At 48.5% G+C, this 19,748-nt stretch carries 14 protein-coding genes and 1 pseudogene; 9 read left to right on the top strand and 6 right to left on the bottom strand.

The window, feature by feature from the left end:
• The first annotated feature begins 23 nt into the window (after positions 1–23).
• The 4 genes from melB to O3276_RS20260 all read left to right on the top strand — a co-directional run bounded on the left by melB (position 24) and on the right by O3276_RS20260 (position 4,725).
• A complete protein-coding gene (gene melB / locus O3276_RS20275; RefSeq protein ID WP_269672941.1) occupies positions 24–1,388 on the top strand; it encodes a melibiose:sodium transporter MelB in 1,365 nt (454 codons plus the stop codon).
• Between the two features lie 102 nt (positions 1,389–1,490).
• Positions 1,491–3,611 carry an alpha-galactosidase gene (locus O3276_RS20270; RefSeq protein ID WP_269672940.1) on the top strand — a complete coding sequence of 707 codons (2,121 nt, stop codon included), beginning with the start codon at positions 1,491–1,493 and terminating at the stop codon, positions 3,609–3,611.
• Positions 3,612–3,862: 251 nt separating this feature from the next.
• The gene (locus O3276_RS20265) at positions 3,863–4,300 is read left to right on the top strand and encodes a hypothetical protein (protein ID WP_269672939.1); all 438 of its coding nucleotides are present in this window, start codon (positions 3,863–3,865) and stop codon (positions 4,298–4,300) included.
• A gap of 98 nt (positions 4,301–4,398) precedes the next feature.
• On the top strand, positions 4,399–4,725 hold the full coding sequence (locus O3276_RS20260; protein ID WP_269672938.1) for a hypothetical protein: 327 nt from the start codon (positions 4,399–4,401) through the stop codon (positions 4,723–4,725).
• Positions 4,726–4,861: 136 nt separating this feature from the next.
• Here O3276_RS20260 and O3276_RS20255 read toward each other — a convergent pair whose 3' ends face one another.
• Both O3276_RS20255 and cspE read right to left on the bottom strand, forming a co-directional pair.
• Positions 4,862–5,380, bottom strand: coding sequence for a ProQ/FINO family protein (locus O3276_RS20255; RefSeq protein ID WP_269672937.1), 519 nt, complete (start codon positions 5,378–5,380; stop codon positions 4,862–4,864).
• A gap of 349 nt (positions 5,381–5,729) precedes the next feature.
• Positions 5,730–5,939 carry a transcription antiterminator/RNA stability regulator CspE gene (gene cspE / locus O3276_RS20250; protein WP_101748687.1) on the bottom strand — a complete coding sequence of 70 codons (210 nt, stop codon included), beginning with the start codon at positions 5,937–5,939 and terminating at the stop codon, positions 5,730–5,732.
• Positions 5,940–6,765: 826 nt separating this feature from the next.
• Here cspE and O3276_RS20245 point away from each other — a divergent pair.
• A complete protein-coding gene (locus O3276_RS20245) occupies positions 6,766–10,302 on the top strand; it encodes a nuclear transport factor 2-like family protein (protein WP_269672936.1) in 3,537 nt (1,178 codons plus the stop codon).
• A gap of 100 nt (positions 10,303–10,402) precedes the next feature.
• Here the strand turns inward: O3276_RS20245 and O3276_RS20240 are convergent, their stop codons facing one another.
• The 3 genes from O3276_RS20240 to O3276_RS20230 all read right to left on the bottom strand — a co-directional run bounded on the left by O3276_RS20240 (position 10,403) and on the right by O3276_RS20230 (position 13,274).
• Entirely contained in the window at positions 10,403–10,894 is a 492-nt protein-coding gene (locus tag O3276_RS20240; RefSeq protein ID WP_269672934.1) for a hypothetical protein, read from the bottom strand.
• A 225-nt stretch (positions 10,895–11,119) separates the two neighbouring features.
• Positions 11,120–11,482, bottom strand: a complete 363-nt coding sequence (locus O3276_RS20235) for a hypothetical protein (RefSeq protein ID WP_269672933.1) — start codon at positions 11,480–11,482, stop codon at positions 11,120–11,122.
• Positions 11,483–11,681: 199 nt separating this feature from the next.
• Positions 11,682–13,274: a hypothetical protein gene (locus tag O3276_RS20230; RefSeq protein WP_269672932.1), complete on the bottom strand. Its 1,593-nt coding sequence runs from the start codon at positions 13,272–13,274 to the stop codon at positions 11,682–11,684.
• 350 nt (positions 13,275–13,624) lie between these two features.
• Here O3276_RS20230 and O3276_RS20225 point away from each other — a divergent pair, with 350 nt between their 5' ends.
• Positions 13,625–14,074, top strand: coding sequence for an F-box protein (locus O3276_RS20225; RefSeq protein ID WP_269672931.1), 450 nt, complete (start codon positions 13,625–13,627; stop codon positions 14,072–14,074).
• Positions 14,075–14,167: 93 nt separating this feature from the next.
• On the opposite strand, the pseudogene O3276_RS20220 reads toward O3276_RS20225, so the two are convergent.
• Positions 14,168–14,284: pseudogene (locus O3276_RS20220) on the bottom strand (IS1595-like element ISEnu2 family transposase); the annotation flags it as partial.
• Between the two features lie 202 nt (positions 14,285–14,486).
• On the opposite strand from O3276_RS20220, the gene O3276_RS20215 reads away from it, so the two are divergent.
• The 3 genes from O3276_RS20215 to O3276_RS20205 all read left to right on the top strand — a co-directional run bounded on the left by O3276_RS20215 (position 14,487) and on the right by O3276_RS20205 (position 19,392).
• Positions 14,487–18,476, top strand: a complete 3,990-nt coding sequence (locus tag O3276_RS20215; RefSeq protein ID WP_269672930.1) for a hypothetical protein — start codon at positions 14,487–14,489, stop codon at positions 18,474–18,476.
• A gap of 441 nt (positions 18,477–18,917) precedes the next feature.
• Complete coding sequence (locus O3276_RS20210; RefSeq protein ID WP_269672929.1) at positions 18,918–19,082, top strand: hypothetical protein; 165 nt, start codon at positions 18,918–18,920, stop codon at positions 19,080–19,082.
• Complete coding sequence (locus tag O3276_RS20205) at positions 19,075–19,392, top strand: hypothetical protein (protein ID WP_269672928.1); 318 nt, start codon at positions 19,075–19,077, stop codon at positions 19,390–19,392. Before O3276_RS20210 ends, O3276_RS20205 begins: the two co-directional genes overlap by 8 nt.
• The last annotated feature ends 356 nt before the right edge of the window (positions 19,393–19,748 follow it).

Raw genomic sequence — 19,748 nt, 5'->3', positions numbered from 1 at the left:
ATTCTCAATTGGCGAAAATGACAATGAATGCTCATGCAGATAGTCAGCATATAACGCTGAAAACCAAAGCATCTTATGGCCTGGGTGCCCTGGGAAAAGATTTTGCCTGTTCTATTATCTATATCTTTTTAATGTTCTATTACACCGATGTCGTTGGCCTCTCGGCCGCCTTCGTCGGTTCCCTGTTCTTCGTCGCCCGTTTTATTGATGCATTTACTGATCCTTTGATGGGTATGATCGTTGATAATACCCGCTCCCGGTTCGGTAAATTTCGCCCATGGATTCTCATCGGTACACTGATTAACTCCGTGGTGTTATTGATGGTATTCAACACCCATCAGTTTGAAGGCACCTTTGTTTATTTTTATGCAGCGGTAACCTACATCCTCTGGGGCGTCACCTACACCATTATGGATATTCCTTACTGGTCGATGATTCCATCGCTTTCCAGCAAACGGGAAGAACGTGAGCACCTGGTGGTCTGGCCACGTATTTTTGCCAGCATCGCCTGGACCGTAATGGGAACTTATGGCCTTTATGCTGTTGGTGTTTTTGGTGGCGAGAATAAAGGTCAGGGCTTTTTCTACCTGAGCATCGCCATTGTTATTTCATTTATCGCCAGTGCGCTGATCACCTTTTTCCAGGTTAAGGAAAAAGTCGTCAATCAAAAAGTGTCCGGTGAAAAATTCAATATTTCTGATGTCAAAAAGATCATTGGTGATAATGATCAGCTGAAGTCACTGATCGGTTTTGTACTGTCGTTTAATATTGCCATTCAGTTAGTGGGTGGCTTTGCCATCTATTACTTCACCTACGCCATTGGTAAACCGGAACTGTTCCCGATGTTCTCCCTGGTGGCCGGGGTTGCTGAATTCTCAGGTATCTTCCTGTTCCCCTGGATTGCTAAAGTCGTCAATCGTCGTTTGATGTGGCCACTGGCCTGCGGCTTTCCGATTCTGTGCAGCTCCGTACTCTACTTTTCCAGCGTGATTGCCCCGGAAAGTGCCATTCTGGTAGGTCTGGCCGGTGCTGCCCTGAAATTTGGCAACGGTCTGTTCAATGGTCTCTCTACGGTTATGCTGGCTGATGTGGTGGACTACGGCGAAGCCAAAACCGGCTTGCGCAGCGAGAGTATTATCTTTTCAGTGCAAACCATGCTGGTGAAATGTGCCGGTGCCATGGCAGGTTTCCTGATTGGTTTTGGTCTGACGTTTATCGGCTATGTGCCCAACGTTGTTCAGACACCGGAAACCATTGTCGGACTGAAAGTGCTGATGATCCTGATTCCCGCAGTACTGATTGCCCTGAGCGCCATCATCTACAAAAAGACTTATCGTCTGGATGCCCGCCTTAACAGGGATGACAGTGCTGTAGCTGCTATTGTCTGAAGACCGGTAGTTCACAAATAACCTGTTTTTTGCCCCCCTTATGTGGGGGTATTTTTGTTGAATACTCAGAACCTTTTCTTACATTCTCAAGAGCGCATTGTGATGAGCAAACCTTTAATACACCTTTTCACAGACACCACCAGCCTGGTGATCAAGGCAGGTACATCGCTTCCGGTGATGCTTTACTGGGGCAAGCGCCTGCCCGATGGCATTGATCTGGAAGGCTTCTTTACGGCTAACCACCACCCGGTTCCCCAGGCCCGAATTGATACCGATACCCTGGTCTCTCTCTGCCCGGAACACGCCCGGGGGCTGTTCACATCACCAGGTCTTGAAGGCAGCCGTCAGGGTGACAGCTGGTCACCGGAATTCACCCTGGAAGAGACGACACTGGTCAATAATCAGGTGTTGTTTTCCAGCAGGGATACCCGTGCCGGCTTAAAACTGGTGATCCGCATGGGCCTGAATACCACCTCACATGTGCTGGAAACATCGCTGGAACTCACCAATGAAGGGGACACACCCTACCAGCTGAATAAACTGTCCAATACCCTGCTACTACCCACCCACGCCAGGGAAATCATGTACTTTCATGGTCGCTGGACCCACGAGTTCCAAACTGAACGTAAACTGCTGGATCGCAGCGGTTTTATCCTGGAAAACCGCCGGGGCAGAACTTCTCACGAGCACTTTCCGGGCATGATGATTGGCCAGCCGAACTTCAGCGAAACCGCCGGTAAAGTCTATGGCTTCCACCTCGGATGGAGTGGTAACCACCGCTTCCATGCCGAAGCGATGAGTGATGGACGCCGCTACCTGCAGGCCGGTGAACTGTTGATGCCAGGAGAAGTCGAACTGGCACCCGGTGCAAGCTATACGACACCAACTTTATACAGCACGTACAGCAACAAAGGTCTGAACGGCATCAGCCAGAATTTCCACTGCCACGTGCGCGCTGAAATCATCCGCTTCCCCGAACCGGAAAAAGTGCGTCCTGTCCATCTGAACACCTGGGAAGGCATCTACTTCGACCACAACCCGGACTACATTCTGAAAATGGTGCGCTCAGCGGCAGAAATCGGCGTGGAGCGTTTTATTATTGATGACGGCTGGTTCCGCGGTCGTAATGATGACAAAGCCGCGCTGGGGGACTGGTACCTTGACCAACAAAAGTACCCACTGGGTCTGCAGCCCATTATCGATTGTGTGAAAGAGCACAATATGGAGTTTGGCCTCTGGTTTGAACCGGAAATGATCAGCCCGAACTCTGACCTCTATCGGGCCCATCCGGATTGGATGCTCTGTACTGAAGGCTACGATCAGGTCACCATCCGTAACCAGTACGTACTGAATCTGCAAATTCCGGAAGCCTTCGACTACGTTCTGGAACGTCTCGACAGCATGCTCAGTGACTATGATATCCGCTACATCAAATGGGATATGAACCGGGAACTGGTCCAACCGACACACCACAATCGTGCTGCCTTCCACGGCCACGTTCAGGCTTATTACCGACTGGTGGATGAAGTTCGCAGACGACACCCGCTGGTGGAAATTGAAACCTGTTCCGGTGGCGGCGGCCGGGTTGATTTCGAAGTACTGAAGCGCACCCACCGTTTCTGGGCATCGGACTGTAATGATGCCCTCGAAAGACAGACCATTCAGAAGGGAGCCAGCTACTTCTTCCCGCTGGAAATTACCGGTGCCCATATCGGGGCAACGCTTTGCCACACCACGGGCCGACAGCATAACCATGACTTCCGGGGTATTACCGCCCTGTTTGGTCACATGGGGGTAGAGCTGGACCCGGCCAGTGCTTCAGAAGAAGAGAAGCGCTCCTTTGCCAAATACATTGCCCTGCACAAGTCCTTAAGACACCTGTTGCATACCGGTGATCATTTCCGCTGCGACACCGCCCATAAAGCGTCACAGGGCTGGGGCGTTGTTAGCACCGATAAGCAGGAAGCCGTGGTGATGTTCGCCCAGCTGGATATGCCTGAGTATGCCATGTCCGCCACTGTGCAAATTCCCGGCCTGGACCCGGAAAAAGACTATAAGGTTCAGGTATTGGAAAAAAGCTCTTCCGATATTTACATGAAACAGTGTCCGCCCTGGATGACAGAGCCTGCCATTATGAGTGCTGCCCTGCTTGAACAGGTGGGTCTGATGATGCCAGTGATGCAGCCGGAAAGTGCACTGCTGATTAAGATCACGCAGGTTTGAAGTTAATACGATAACTGTTTTGCAACGTCTCGGGTTTTCAGATTTTGTCTGAAAACCCGATTTTTCAGTACCATAAAATTTGTCATCGAATACCCAAAAAACAGCCTGGGCTTCTGGCAAAACTGCAACTCTGGCAAAAGCACAATGATCTCTCTATTATCCGTACTCAATTAAAAAGCATGGATAAAACTAAAAGTCAGCTTATGCCAATTCTTTCATTTCTTCTCGGAGTGCTCCTGACGTGGCTGTTTATGTCAGGCCTGATGGCTCAGGGTCTGGCACTGTTGATACGTATCTGGTGGCCATCGTCAAGCCGCGAGCGCGAGTTGAAGGTTGATCAGTGGCTATTGAATAACCCGTTACAGCCCTCCTCCGGCTGGCGCTTGCTGGGTTACTGGAGAGACACGTCCCAATACCGGCAGGCCTGCTCGGAAATGGCGGGGTTACTGGCCGACAAAGCCTGTCTGTCCAGTCAGGATGAAGTCCTTGATGTCGCTTTCACCAGCCATGATCAGTTGCTGGTCTGGCTGGATTATTACCAGGTTCAGCACCTGACGGCAATCGCCAGTGATGAGCAACAGATGGCCCAGGCGCTGGAGCATTGCGGGCATTTCAATACGCTTAAACTGGTGCGGGGGGGGGGGACAAGTCGCTGGCAGAACGGCCAGAGAAGAGCTGCAACAAGTTAATCGGCCTGGACTGCGTTTACCATCTGGAGTCCCGCTCTCATTTTTTCAGCCATGCCAGGAAAGCGCTAAGGCCGGGAGGCACTCTGGCGTTTACCGATATGGTGCTGGCCCGGCCATTTCAGGACCGCCGGGAACAGCGCCTGGTAAACAAGCTTGGTCGCATATCAGGACTCCTGGTTGAAGATATGCCCGTCAAAGAGACCTACGAAAACCTGCTTAACCAGCATGGGTTTGCGCAGGTTGAGATTGTGGATATTACCGATGATGTCCTTTCCGGTTTCTGTTTCTGGTTTGGCCAACACTACCAGAGCCTTTCTGCGTTCACACGCTCGAAGATGTGGATCAGACTGCGATTGCAAGTCTGGTTTATTCGCTGGATGCTTCACCGGGAGCAACTGCGCTATCTGATGATTATTGCCCGCTGACTGGCTCATATAGTTTATCCACAGCTGTTGTGGATAAACTTGTGTCAACATTCGGGATAGTTCACAAACACCTGTCAATTCAGGCCATCCGGACAGATTGATTAAAAAATAACCAGACCGGCCTGCTGGCATCCGTTCAAGTCTGTTTATTCACGGACAATAAACGAATCTTCTTAATAATGACCCGATCCCGTGTTATGACAAAATCACTGCTCTGGGTATACAGCTTGATTTCTGCATCCACTGCTTCGCGAAGTTTCACCCGACCTGCCGCCTGCCCCTGAAGGTTAATCCGGGTAGCACCGGGCTTTATCTTCTCAAGATAGCGTTCCATGGACGTAAAAAACCGCAATGCAACCGGAATAATGTGTGCAGGCAGCAGGTTTGCCTCAGCCATCTCCTTGTGAATACCAATCTTAAGGGGCCTTGGATCCGAAACATTGAAAGCACCGGGCCAGATAACTCGAACCAGACGCAGCGCCTCAGAGTTCATAACATCACTTTCAGGCCGGTTATGCAGCCTCTCAAGAATTTTCCTGGCCTCTTCCGGAAGCGCTTGATTCATAGGGGAACCGGAAACATCCTGTTCAGAGGCCAACTGCTGTTCCTGCTTCTGGATACCCTGGTCAGAAATATTACTGTCTTCTGCTGTCATCGACTGCCTTGCCCAAATAACACTCAGCATCCCGGGAAAGTAATAAGCTGTGCCACCACTCCCCTGAGACGCCCTTGAAAACCAACACCAAACCAGCCTGAGCCAGCGGGAGCACTATAATGACGGATTCAGCCCCGCCATAAAAGCGTAATTTATCAACAAACCGTACCAATCATAAGGCGAGTACTGAAGAACAGGTCATTTTGAGCGACGCCAGACGAATGTTGAGCAAGTAACTGAATCAGAAGGGGCATAACCGGCTCTTCCCGCCTCCGTTATGGCGAGCAATAAAAAGGCAGTGCCGTAAAGCACTGCCTTTTTTATGGATCGCCCAAATGAAAACTGAGTTTTACAGAGGACGGATATCTTCAGCCTGCAGACCTTTCTGGCCCTGAGTAACACGAAACTCAACGCGCTGGCCTTCAGTCAGGGTTTTGAAGCCTTCGGTAGCAATCTGACGGAAGTGGGCAAACACGTCAGGTCCACCGTTTTCCTGGCTGATAAAACCGAAACCTTTCTCGTCATTAAACCACTTAACGGTTCCTGTAGAGGTAGACATACTCATATCCTGATATTCAAACACTATAGGGTGACTTTGCGGGCAAAGCCGTTTAGCTAGAAGTTTTATTTTTGTTTATGAAGGATATGCAGAGAGACTACGCTCGGAACATCAAATCTTTTCATAAAAAAACTAATATCACTTTTAACGGTCCCTATCATACAGACTCTCGTCAGAAAACTCATCAGTGATTACCTTATCTTGAAATAATTCATGCCTCCATGACCCTGACAGCAGTGAGTAGTCGTAGCGTACTCCTAGGGAATTTCAGGTACAGAATGGAACTCTACAGCACATCAGCAGTCGCTGCTCCGGGCAGCGAGTGATAGAACCGGTACTACCTTGCATAGTAACTGCCCGCTAAACCAGAAATATACGATTCCATTGGCCAACTACTTAATGGCCACTTTGGAGAGTGGCAAACAGGGCGTTTCAAGGCATGTTTTTTACACCAGCTGCATCGGTGTCAGTTTCATCGAGTCAACGACTAATGCTGAAAGGAGGAACTTTTATACGAATCAGTGGTCTGTGGCTGTAATTCAATAGTTCAATAATTCTTATGGAAACATTTAATCTGAACCTGGACCACGATCTTTTTTATGCCAATTTACAGGGTTTTCCAGATGAATTTTTAACACTAAACGCAAAGCGTACCTGGCCAAATACGAAACATCCGATAAAGCCAAGGCATACAGAGCCATCAGAAATGCCAGATCAAACGCCTATACCTCTGCCATAAGAAAAGGCTTCAGCGAAACATTGGCCAGGGAGAAAGGAGAGTTGGCAGCTAAGGCCAAAAGAGCAGAATTATCATCAGTGCTGCCTCTTGCCACTGTTAATTCGACTGGCTGAAGGAATATTTGTACCGAATTCACCTTCTAAACATGAACTGTCCAGACAGGGTTTTATTCTGAAAGCAAACGCATCAACCTACTCCCGCCCAAAGCCTGCTGGCCATGTTGCCCAGCAAGCGGGTTCAAGGGGGACTCCTGGTCACTCAAGAAGTACATTTAACGGTAAAAGAGTCTCAAACCATCCGTCTTATAGAGGCAGAACCCCCATCCTGGATGTAGGCAAACGTGTTGAGGACGCCTTTTGGGATAAAAACCCATTAAAGGGACGTCAAATCTCCTCGGCCGCTGTGCTTGGCACCTATAGAAATGATAGAACGTCTCTCAGAGGTGGCTTCTTTCTGCAAAAGCTCTGCCTACAGAACATTCTACACGGCAATAGAAAAGTGTCCCCGGACCAGGTCATTCAGGAATTCAACCGGAAACCAGATGGAGACAAGAAATGCAAATTAGCGATAATTCGTTTCAAAGCAGAATGTTGCCTGAGGGGCCTGTTGTTAAATGGACGACAGGTCTCACCGGATACGGTGATTAATGATTTTAAGGCAGTCAAGGCAGCTCTGGAGCTGGCGCGCTTTAAGGCAGAATGTTGTCTCAGGGGATTGCTGTTGAATGACCAGCTGGTCACAACGGACGCTGTGGTTGAGCACTTCCCGGATAGTCCAGAAGGTAGGTTGGGGTTGGCCCGGTTTAAGGAACAATGCTGCCTGATGGGCAAGTTATTGAATGACCAACAGGTCACACCGGATACGGTAGTTAAGGGTTATCAGGCCACCAAGGCAACACTTGAGCTGGGTCGCTTTATTGAACAATGCTGCATCAGAGGGCTGCCACTCAATGGCCAGCGAGTCACACCAGCTACGGTAGTCAGGGAATATCAGTCAGCCGGAGCCTACCTGGAGCTGGCACGCTTCAAAGCGGATTGTTGCCTGAAGGGCTTGTCGTTGAGTGGCCAGCAGGTCTCACCGGATACGGTGGTTAAGGATTGTCAGGTAGCCAATGCAACATTGGTGCTGGTACGTTTTAAGGAAGAATGTTGCCTGAGAGGCCTGGCGTTGAATGGCCAGAAGGTCACACCGGAGGAGGTGGTTGAAGATTTTCAGAAAGCCGGAACCACACTGGAGCAGTCCCGTTTCAAAGCGGAATGTTGCCTGAGGGGCCTGTTCTTGAACGGCCAGCAGATAACACCGGAAGAGGTGGTCAGGGATTATCAGGCAATCGGCGCAACTCTGGAGCTCGCCCGGTTCAAAGCGGAATGCTGCCTGAGGGGCCTGGAGTTAAACGGCCAGCAGGTTGCACCGGATGCGGTGATCACGGTTTTCCCGGACAGTCTCGAAGGCTCATTGGGCAGAGCAATCTTCAGGGCACAATGTTGTCTGAGAGGACTGCTGGTGAATGGCCAGCAGGTCAGACCCGATTCGGTGGTTAAGGATTTCCCGGATAGCCCGGAAGGCAAACTGGGAATAGCACGCTTTCAGGAAGAGTGTTGCTTGAGAGGCCTGGCGTTAAATGGCCAGAAGGCGACACCGGAAGCAGTGATTAAGGCTTTCCCGGATACGACAGAAGGCAGGCTCGGAATAGCGCGCTTTATGCAGGAATGCTGCCTGAAGAGACTGGTACTGAATGGCCAGCAGGTGACAGCGGATGCTGTGGTTAAGGCTTTCCCGAATAGTTCAGAAGGCAGGCTGGGAATAGCGCGCTTTAAGCAGGAATGCTGCCTGAGGAAACTGGTACTGAATGGCCAGCTGGTTACCCCGGATGAGGTGTATCAGAATTTTCAGACGGTCAAAGCGACACTTGAGATCGCACGTTTCAAAGAAGAATGTTGCCTGAAGGGGCTGCCATTGAATGGCCAGCAGGTCACACCGGAAGCAGTGGTCAAGGATTATGAACGCGGTGGCTGGTTGCTTGAAAGAGCTATTTTCTATTCTCTACTGGCACTGCATGCCAGAGAGTTGAATGGCAACTATCTGGATAACCAGAAAGTGTTAGAAGCATTTAATGAAGTACCTGGCGATCATTCTTCACGACAAGTGATGTATCTGATTCAAAGGCTGAACCAATCTCAGGGATATGATGAAACCAGCGAAGCTCAGGATATCATTCAAACAGCCTGGCAACTATTAAACAACGTATCGCTCAAAGATGAGCAACATCGGCTGCAATGTATCCTGAAATTCATGGCTATGCAGAATGAATTGACTATCGCTCATCAGGAAGTGTCAGCAGAACAGGTGTTGCAATCCATCAAAAAACTGAGGAACTCATTTCATAATTCACGCGTACATTTCTTCTTCCTGGCACACTGCTATATCACGAGGCAGTCTATTGCTGGACTGAAAGTCCATAAGGATCAGGTGCTTGGCTGTCTGCATAGTTTTCCGGAAGGAAGCAAACTGCGCCATGATCTAGGCTTCTGGTTTGAACAATACAGCTACGAAGCCCATTGTGTAAATATCAACGGACACCGGCATAGAGATAACCTCCCCGACCTGATTCCTAATATAGAGAACGCTGGCCGAGCAAAGAAATACCGGGGTGAAACAGGCCATACATTCGCCACTCAGGGCATTACCACCAATGGGGTGCAAACTCTTAAGCAATGGTCAACAACGGGCAGACCGGATTTACCGGAAAATCCGGCTCTGCGGTTAAATGCGCTAACATTGAAAACACTGGAGATTATTCAGGAAATTAATGTTTCTTATAGCAATACCCCCATTCTGATTACCGGTTCTTATGCGCGATTTTTACAGGACCACTGCTCATTATTTAATGATATTGACATTATCTGCACAACAGAGGAGCCCGCCAGAATACTCTTTGCAAAGCTAGAGGCACTGAACACCACAGACTCAGACATTCCCAAAAGCATCACCATCTGGCAACTCCCGGGGTGTCCGGAGATTAAACTACCAAAAACCTACAATATTCATCTCAGGGACGCGGATCTGTGTATGAAAACCATGGGGCTTCAGGTCAGTGTGGACGCCCGATTAACCCATGAAAATACCGCACCATTGACCGTCCACGTTCCTGGTGTTGCGAGGCCGGTACTGTGTTTGTCGTTTGCTGATGAAACAAAGTTAATGAACGATACGCTGGAATACCTCGCTGAAAACCTGGATCCGCTGACCAGGCAACTACAAAGAGGGGCGGTATTTGACCTGCAACGAACCATTCTTTTTAACGACCCCCAAAATATCGAGGAGCGTATTTATGGCTTGCTTATTCGCTCTCTGCTTACCCTGAATAAAGCCAGGCAGTTTATCGATCTGCACTCTGAAGGCAAACCCGGAACACCTGACTGTCTGCCTGAATATCGTCAAGTACAACAACGCCTGCACACGCTTACGGCACTTCTTCAAAAAAAATTGGCTGGCCATGTTTGCCGTAGTGGTTTCGAGCACAGAATTAACAACTGGCTGTCGACCAATCAGTATGTGAGTGATTATGAAATCAAAAAGAAGGATTTTATCAAATCACTGCTTGTGATGATGCATTCGGCATAAGATCTGGCACACTCAACAGTGACTCCAAAATGCTATCTTAATCCTGTAAAATACAGCCATTTTCAGAATGAGCTTAGGTAATACTATATAATTCATGCGGTCAGTGTATAAGCTGTATTTTTGTCAATGTATCAGCACCAACCCGAAGTAGTTTAATATGAAAGTATTCACTTAAATTCTTGCAAATGGCATATCTATCAAAGGCCATGGCGCTAATAGCGTCAATGATTTTGTAGGTGGACTTGTTCCGGTAAATATTGAAAAAATGCCCTTTTTCCTCACCAGACACTTGATAGGAAAAACTGACAATGGCGTGTTCACTTTGCTTCATCTCAAGTAATTTCTGCTCACATGAAAATATCAGATCATCGTGCTCTCCTTCAAATAACTCCAGTTTCAGTGTTTTTTTTCCAAAGTAGATGTCATCAAGTTTGCCATAGACAGTGAGTGTTGATAGGGGTGCTGGTGCAGTAAATTCATCACAAAGAATGGGCTGAAATGTTTTATTCTCCAGGTAATGAAAGACCCTCATAGCAACAAACCCACAATTGGCTTTACATTCTGCCTGGTTAATATTGGCAAGAATATCCATGTTCTGCTCCTCAAGCCTATCCCCTGAAGGTGCGGTTATATTTCTGCTTTGATTTTGTGCGGCTGAACAGTCAGAAATCATACATTAGATCAGTGAGGCCGGAATGGGTCGATACTCTCATTGTTAGCATTAACTTTCTTAAGCGTTAACCCACACAGGGATTTTTATACCATTGCCCCCCACAATGCCCTGTGTACTATGCTTCTGCGCTCTATAAAAGACAGTTCATTGTGGTAGCGATGTAAATGAAGTTTGAGGCCTTTTGAGACTGGCTGATTTACGTTCACACAAACTACACTGGTAGGGAAGCTTTTCTGCTGACAGTTCCACCTGGCGAATGGTGGCATGTTCTGCACAGTTAGCCTCACCTCTGGCTTGACAATATATTGCATAGTGGTCCGCCCACGGTTTTTCAAGTGGCGCTGTCTCAAGAAATAACTGGCCTGTTATTGCATAAACATACATGCTTTTCATTCTGCCCTGTCCATATGGTTGAATTTGTGGCTCAACAACAACGCCCCGAAATACCGGGTATAGATCCTGAGTTGTCTGATATTGTTGGTAGTGCATTGGGTTTGGTTGCATCATTTGTTACCTTGCCAGATATACACTTATGTTTGTTTACCTGTCGGTGAGGCCTGTTCCTTAGTTGAACAGTTATTGAGTAGACTTTTCCGCTGGTTGAACAGCAATCTCCTGGATGTGATTTTTGATCACTCAAACAGGCTTCTGTCATTTTGCAGCTTTATTTGAGTTTTAATTAACGCCCCTGAGGCTAGCTTGAATTTTATATCTGTCCAGTACCCAGATCGGGTAGAGATTCAAGCAAAGACCGAAGGTTCTGGAGCCACATAATATCGTCCAAGGTTTGCACCACTGTGCTTTCAAACAGAATATCCATCATCTGTTGCTCATTTTCGGTGAGGTCTAATGGATCAAAGGGTCTTTCCGGGTTATTGAATGGGAGATCAAAAACACTTAACTCCCCACAGTTGCCCTGATGCAATCTGAACTCGATAACGCAATAACTTGCTTCCTTAATTGTTGTTAATTCATAGAGGAAATAATATTTGTCATTGCGCTTGGACAGAACAAAATCTCGCAAGTAACCAGCTGCCTTGCCCGGATCAGGCAATATCAGTTTTTCATTATCTCTAGTGACAATATAAGGAGTTGATGAAAAAGGGCTATACACATGGTGTTTACCGTGCTGATGCCTTATTTTGAGGATTTTAAACAGTTCCCGGACTTCGTGAAACAGCCATTGCTCCAACTTTTCATAGGCGGTGCGTTTTTCAGGAAATTCTTTCCAGCCACCATAGTCCAGAAATATCAGTATTATGACCTTGTACAGGTCGTTGTCCCGATCTCTATTAATGCTTGTGACCAGCTCGTTAACGGTCTCATCTGATAGCAGTTGCAACACCTCCTGAAGCTGGCCAGCTCTGATGCACAAAGACACATGACGGGTAACTCTTTGACCACCAGGCGTTCTGGCCGTAAAACCATAGTTAATTATTTTCATACAGTTGTACGACCAGTGCATTAAGACAGGCAGTGTATTTTCATGTTCAGTTTTTATTCCAAACTCCCTCAACAGAGCGGTAGCGATCTCTTGTGCTTCACACCAACCGGCTGCATCAAGCAGTGAATAGAGTTCCGTTTGCTGGGGGATATTCGCAAGTTGTCTGATATTTTTGAACTCTACAAAAAAGCTGGTCTGTTTGTAATAGTTCCAGCCGGCCTCCCGATCCGGTATCTTGACTAATGTCAGAGGTCCTTTGCCGGTCGAGGTGCTGACCTCCGCTTGATTCAGCAGCCCACAGTTAATACCCTGGTCGTGTCTGAGGGTGGTCGGCTCATGGACTGCTGCTAATTGCAAAAGGGCACAGGTACGCTCGTCAAACCCATCAAGGCTTTCCAGCCATCGATTGTATTGTTGGATCAGTTCTTCCAGCGCCATGCCGGTCTCTGAGGGGATGGTTGCCAGCATCTCAAACAGTTTCTCTACCAGCTCACATAAACGCAATTCGACCAACGTCTCCGATGACAGCGGTGCCAGCACCGTCTCCAGTATTGCCAGTATTTGCTCCTCACCCGTTTGATCAATGGTCAGACTCATTAATGGGTAGCCAAAGTGACATCCCTGGGTTTCCGCAAGTACTGTGCCTTTTCTGAGGGCGATGCCAGGAGCTGTGACTCTGACGTTGTTGGACTCATACTCCATGCCAATCAGTCTGGTATTGTTGACTACCGGAGGAAGGCCCAGTATTTGGCTGACATCCCGATTGAAATACCGACGCTGAACGGCATGGTCAGCCTCAAGAGGTCTGCTACTGTTGGCGGCCGGAACATTCGTTGCAATTGTCGTTGGTAACATAGGCAATGATGGTGGTTGCTCTTTTTCTGATTCAGTGCGTATTGCACCCCCGGATAACAAAAAACAGAAATAAAAAATATAATTTATATTCTTTTTGACAGTAGGGGGGATGAAAAGTTCATTTAGTAGAGCGTCAAATGTATCGAAAGGAAACCTCTGACTATCAGTGCAAGACGGCTCACAGCATTTGGATACCGCCGTTTTTTCAAAGATCAGGCAGCCTGAGAGCGTGTTGCCGGTGCGGATTTCCCGGTTTTGCATTGCATCACACACTCGCCCGCAGATGGAACTTTTTCGCAAACTCAGGTTCTATTAAGGCTTGGAAGAGAAGGAAATATAAGAACTATCTTATGCCATTCGATGCTCCATGTAATGAAACAGGGTTATCACCCAGTGTTCCCCCGCAATTAGCAGCATCAACACCTGACCAACAGCTACAACCTGGCTATTTCAACTGCTTGCCAGTTGAGGTTATTCAACATATCGCAAATAAACTGACGCTGCCCGATGCACTCCGGCTCAAGCAGACCTGCCATAATGCCAACAATTCTATTGATCAAAAGATTATCGAAGATTTAAGGCATCGAATCCAATTCAAAAAGGCTCTTTTCGTATTGCAGACTGCTGATTTCATAAATCAGGCTGCAATCCTCCTGTGGCATGGCTTGGCAATATTTAGCCAGCAGTTTCCTGAAGGCATTGTATATCAAGGCCTTTGGCCAATTTTCATTGCAGAGCAGTCTGTAACCCGAAAAGAGCCTTTTAGAATTTCTTCACTTCAACCCTTAAACGCAACATAGCTGCCTTGATTCATTGGCGACATTGGATTCATTGGCGACAGAGTCAGAACTGGTCAACAACGATGACTGGATGGAAGAGTTCCTGCAAGGGCTGTGATATGCATTCACACGTTGCCGGTGAAAAACACCTTCTATAACCCGTATTCCAGAGGATGACACCCGTTCTTTAAAGGTGACCCCCAAGGTTCTCGCAAGCTTCTCATGTGTAATACCAATTCCACCTTCTAAATATGATAACGAGCAAGTCATTTTGGACCGCTGGGCAAGGCGGAATGACGAGTAATAGCAGGGCTATTGCGAGGAATTCCAACGAAGATCCAGCGGTTCAAAATGGCTGCGCAGTTCATATTTAGAAGGTGGAGTTGGTATAAACACATCTCACAGCCAGAGTGCCTGACAAAACAGGTCAGCCTTGTTTGATACCGGCTGCCTGGAACTTTACCGGGCTGACCAGGTCAGTTCTATTGTTGTCATCCCCAGACGATTCTCCAACTGGAAACAGGTAATCCCCAAAGAAACCATGCAGTCACCTTCCTCCTCAGTAACCGCAGACACGGCATCCCCGTTAACATCCACTGAAGCCGGAAGGCACCAGCCAGCAAACAGCCGAAAACAAGAAAGAAAACGATCCATGTCAGGTTACCAAGTGGAACAGACAACAACGGGCACTGGAACATTTCCACCGCATCAACTGCAATCTGAATCCGGGCCCATCCCATCCATAAAGCGCAGGCGTGTTACTGACAACAGCAGGCGTATTGTCTGTTCTGCAACTTCGCTACCTACTAATCCGGAGCCAATGGAGACCGAACCGGCCATGCCTGCTGCCCCAGCTTCCAGGCTTCCGGGAGTGATCAGTTCCATATCAAGAAATCTACCAACAGTCAGCGACAACAGGCTATTAACTGGCAATGAACATACCTCAGCGATGGTGCAGGTCATGCCTGAACCAATGAAGGATGTACCGCTCACTGCAGAAATTAACAGTGGAACATCAATTTCAGAATTTTCTGTAAGCCAGCAAAATGAACTGCGAACACATTTAAATAATCAAGAAATTCAAGCAATATTAACGAATGCCGGGACTCTTCTGAAAAACCTCAAAGACAGGAAAATCCAGTTAGCGCGAGACAGGGGAAAGCCGCCCGCACACTCCCTCTTTTCCAAGTTAAAAAACTTCAGCATTGTTAAAGATTCTCAGACTTTCAAAGGCTATTTTGCCAGGGCCAGCACGTTCTTTTTAGCTGTAAATCCCCAGCAGATTACCAATACCAGCTGCCTTACCAGCATGCTCAAGTCGAAGACTCAGATAAAAAAGTTTACAGAAGAAAGCGAGGAAAACATTCAGGCGGTTGCTGCTAACCCATGCTTGAAACAGATTGCCTCCATGTGTAATGGCAAAGGCTTGCCCGACAAAGCGAAGGTGGAAGCGCTCAAAGCGTGGGAGTGCTGGAAGGTGAACGGCGAATTCAGCCTGGAACTGCTGCGGGCCTTTTCCTCCATGTGTAATGGCAACGGCTTGCCCGACAAAGCGAAGGTGGAAGCTTTCTTGGCGTGGGAGTGCTGGAAGGTGAACGGCGAATTCAGCCTGGAACTGCTGCGGGCCTTTTCCTCCATGATGAGCAGTAGGGGCTTGCCCGACAAAGCGAAGGTGGAAGCGTTCGTGGCGTGGGAGTGCTGGAAGGTGAACGGCGAATTCAGCCTGGAACTGCTGCGGGCCTTTTCCTCCATGATGAGCAGTAGGGGCTTGCCCGACAAAGCGAAGGTGGAAGCGCTCAAAGCGTGGGAGTGCTGGAAGGTGAACGGCGAATTCAGCCTGGAACTGCTGCGGGCCTTTTCCTCCATGTGTCATGGCAAAGGCTTGCCCGACAAAGCGAAGGTGGAAGCGTTCGTGGCGTGGGAGTGCTGGAAGGTGAACGGCGAATTCAGCCTGGAACTGCTGCGGGCCTTTTCCTCCATGTGTAATGGCAAAGGCTTGCCCGACAAAGCAAAGGTGGAAGCGTTCGTGGCGTGGGAGTGCTGGAAGGTGAACGGCGAATTCAGCCTGGAACTGCTGCGGGCCTTTTCCTCCATGTGTAATTGCAAAGGCTTGCCCGACAAAGCGAAGGTGGAAGCGTTCTTGGCGTGGGAGTGCTGGAAGGTGAACGGCGAATTCAGCCTGGAACTGCTGCGGGCCTTTTCCTCCATGTGTAATGGCAAAGGCTTGCCCGACAAAGCGAAGGTGGAAGCGCTCAAAGCGTGGGAGTGCTGGAAGGTGAACAGCGAATTCAGCCTGGAACTGCTGCGGGCCTTTTCCTCTATGTGTCATGGCAAAGGCTTGCCCGACAAAGCGAAGGTGGAAGCGCTCAAAGCGTGGGAGTGCTGGAAGGTGAACGGCGAATTCAGCCTGGAACTGCTGCGGGCCTTTTCCTCCATGTGTCATGACAAAGGCTTGCCCGACAAAGCGAAGGTGGAAGCGTTCGTTCAATGGCTACCCTCGGACGAAAATAAGAATATTCTGAAACTTTCTTGCCGAATATTTGCAAGTTTTGGTTTGCCCTCAGCAGAAAAACTGACTGAAAATGAGAAAACACTTCGCCAATGTCTTAAACAGCATGGTTGTACCATTGAACATGGAGACGACAATAGTGATGAAGATCTTTTAGAATCGAGTCAAATGAAAGCACTGGCTCTGTTCTTCTCTGGGCCCGCAAAATGGCGCATGAAAATTGCCGAATTCCAACAATATCTGGCTGCCCACAAGAGTCCTCGACATGACAGAGTGGCTGTTCGTGCTGCGCTGAAATCATTGCTACCGATATTGGCTATCCATGGAGGAACTGGTATCCAGTTCTGGATGGAAAAATATCGTGAAAATCCACGCTGCAAAGGAGTACTCACTCAGGCATTAGCCATTCCTGCACCACTGGCTTTAACAAAATTTGCACTAACGCAACTCCCTGAATCTGAGATGCAGGAATACCTTGAACTGTGCAGAAACCTGAAACCAGCCCCAACTCAGGAACAGTGGTATGCATTAAAACCACTTTGCCAACAGCTTGGCCAGCGATTTGACTTCACGCAATCCAAACGCACGATGCTGGAGATTCTCTGGCAACAATCAGAAGATAACCGCTCAAAATACGCGGATAAGATGGATGAGCTATTCAAAACCTTGCCCACCATCTCACAGTGGCGCGGGCTACATCGGGTGCTTGGACCACACAAAATGCAGCAATTCATGGATGCCTGTCTTGACTATCAGGCTACCCCTGAAACCGCTCCTGATGTCACGATTCAGCAACGGTTGCTGGCAGGAATGCTGCTCACCAACCACGCTCTACCTGAACAAGAGAAAATACCGGATCTCTGCTTTTCAAACCGAGTGTCAACAGATGATAAAAGAGGGGTGATGGTCGGTGGTGATCCCGCCATGTCGGGCCAGGAACGCCTGTGGCGCTTTATCACGGCCATGTTAATTGAGCTTGAACAAACAGAATATCAATTCAAGAATCAAAGACTAACCGTTTTGCCAGACGATGGCGATCCGGTTGTACTCCAAAATCCAGAGTTTACCCCGAGAGATACCGGCTTTGTTATAAAGAACTGGACATTGCAACAGTTAACCGCCTTTTTCAAGGCAACCGAGTTCACAGAACAATGGTATAAAAAGCCTCAGGACAAGCGCGATCCCTATGCGATCAGGCTTGAGGCAAAATTAGCCCAAATGCAAGCGAGAACCAAAGAGCCCGAGAAAGCCAAGCCGAAAAAAATACCACACCTGGTGGCACCCTCTCTGATTATTAGACTAATCAATTGCCATAAACCATTAAAGCCTGCGGTCTGGTCATCTCTTGAACACTATGCCAGCAGCGGCCAGCTAAACGCCCGTTTATGCACGGCACTCAGCCCGGTTATCAAAGATGATAAAGACGGCATTGTTCCAGACCTCGTTAAGAAAGCGGTGGTTGCAAAGTTGGAACAGATTGAGGCAGCAAACACGCCAGTAGTAACGTCAATCCCTCAGCAAGGACTTCCAGCAAGGGCAAGCATACCAACTCAAAGGAACCAGGTTGCCAACCGTCGCATTCAAGGGCCGCTATCTAACTTTGGCGCGGCAATGGAAGCTCTGGATCGTTTTCGCGAATTGGGACATGCAGAACTTGAACTGCTGGAACCCCACCGAAGCCGAATGACTTCTGTTGAATTAAGCACGGCTATCTGCAAAATGAGCTACGCAGTGGATTCAGAAACACGGAAAGAATGGCATGAAGCCAGCGAGAAAAGGAGAAGAGACCCGCTTGGGCTTGATGAAATAGTGGAATGGGATTTTGATTCGTTGGCGACATTGGATTCATTGGCGACAGAGTCAGAACTGGTCAACAACGATGACTGGATGGAAGAGTTCCTGCAAGGGCTGTGATATGCATTAAGAAGGTCTTGAAACTGTTGGGACTGCATAACAGGATCTCCCATTTCAGGGCTTTACGACAGTTTAGACTCATCAACCCTTAAGGGAAACATAGCCTCCTACAAGGATAAACCAGTTGCCCTGACACAAGCATTTTACGGTTAAAATGGCAACATACGCAGGTTAAATTGGCGCTTACCTTTTACACACCGCCCAAGGTTCCAGCCAATGCATTCCCCCCTGACCTTGAATCAGCGATTCATGCTGCCTGTCTCGGAACAGAGGCGCGCCCCATGGCGGTAGCTTTACATTATGTCGTGTATTTCGCCGCCCATATCGGACAGCAGCGGTATATCAGGATCGGCAACGATAAGCATAGCCTGGACTTCTACGGGATATTGGTGGGCAGGACTGGCAAGGTTAAGGGGACTGCGGAAGCACAAGCCGGTTTTATTGAACGACTGGCAACAGCACACCTACAGGAGAAACACGGCTACACGCCACCCCGCAGGCTGTCAGGCTTATCGTCGCCGTGAAATGGTGATGTCGGCAGAAGCCAAGGCCGTGATTGCCCGGGAGTACCAACCGCAGGGAAGCAGCACAGGACGCGATGCCTGAACTGTTGACTAATATGGTTTCCCGTCACCGTGTATTTGTCTGGCGGCTGTCGGCCATTCTCGCATTGATGGACAGATCAGACACAGTGCAGGCTGAACACGTTCAGCAGGCTTACCTGTGGCTCGATTACTCAATAGGCAGCATTCGCTATCTGTTGAACACAGCCAGGCAGGAAGCAGAGCAGGAGCAGGTTTCTGGACTGGCAGAAGAAATCTATGAGTTCCTGTTAAGCCATAACAAGGGTAAGGGTTGCACTGCAACAGACATTAGCAGAGTGCTGTTTAGCGGGAAAAGAGATCGGAGGATTTAACCCCGGCACTCAAATCTCTAACTGAATCCATGCCGCCCAAGGTTGAGCAGTACCAGTTAGAAAAGCAAGGCAGAGGAAGAAGGCCAACGCTATTTAGACCGGCCTCGGCGAAAAAAGCGAATGGTGCATATTCTGGCTAACCGTGAACACTCATTCTGGCAAAGCGTGAACACGAATTCTGGCCAAGCGTGAACATGGATTCTGGCTGATCGTGAACATTTTTAGCTGATTTCCAGAACCGCGTTCACGACACCAGAATCGTATCGGTAACAAAACGATTTCCCTTTCTTAAGCATTGATTTCGTTCAACTTGTGCCGCTTCCCTTAACTCACAACCACAGGGAACAGCGGTCATG

This window comes from Endozoicomonas sp. GU-1 (assembly GCF_027366395.1).
In the GTDB taxonomy this organism is placed as follows: Bacteria; Pseudomonadota; Gammaproteobacteria; order Pseudomonadales; family Endozoicomonadaceae; genus Endozoicomonas.
Note: the sequence above shows the minus strand (reverse complement) of the source record. Positions and strands in the feature narration are given on the sequence as shown.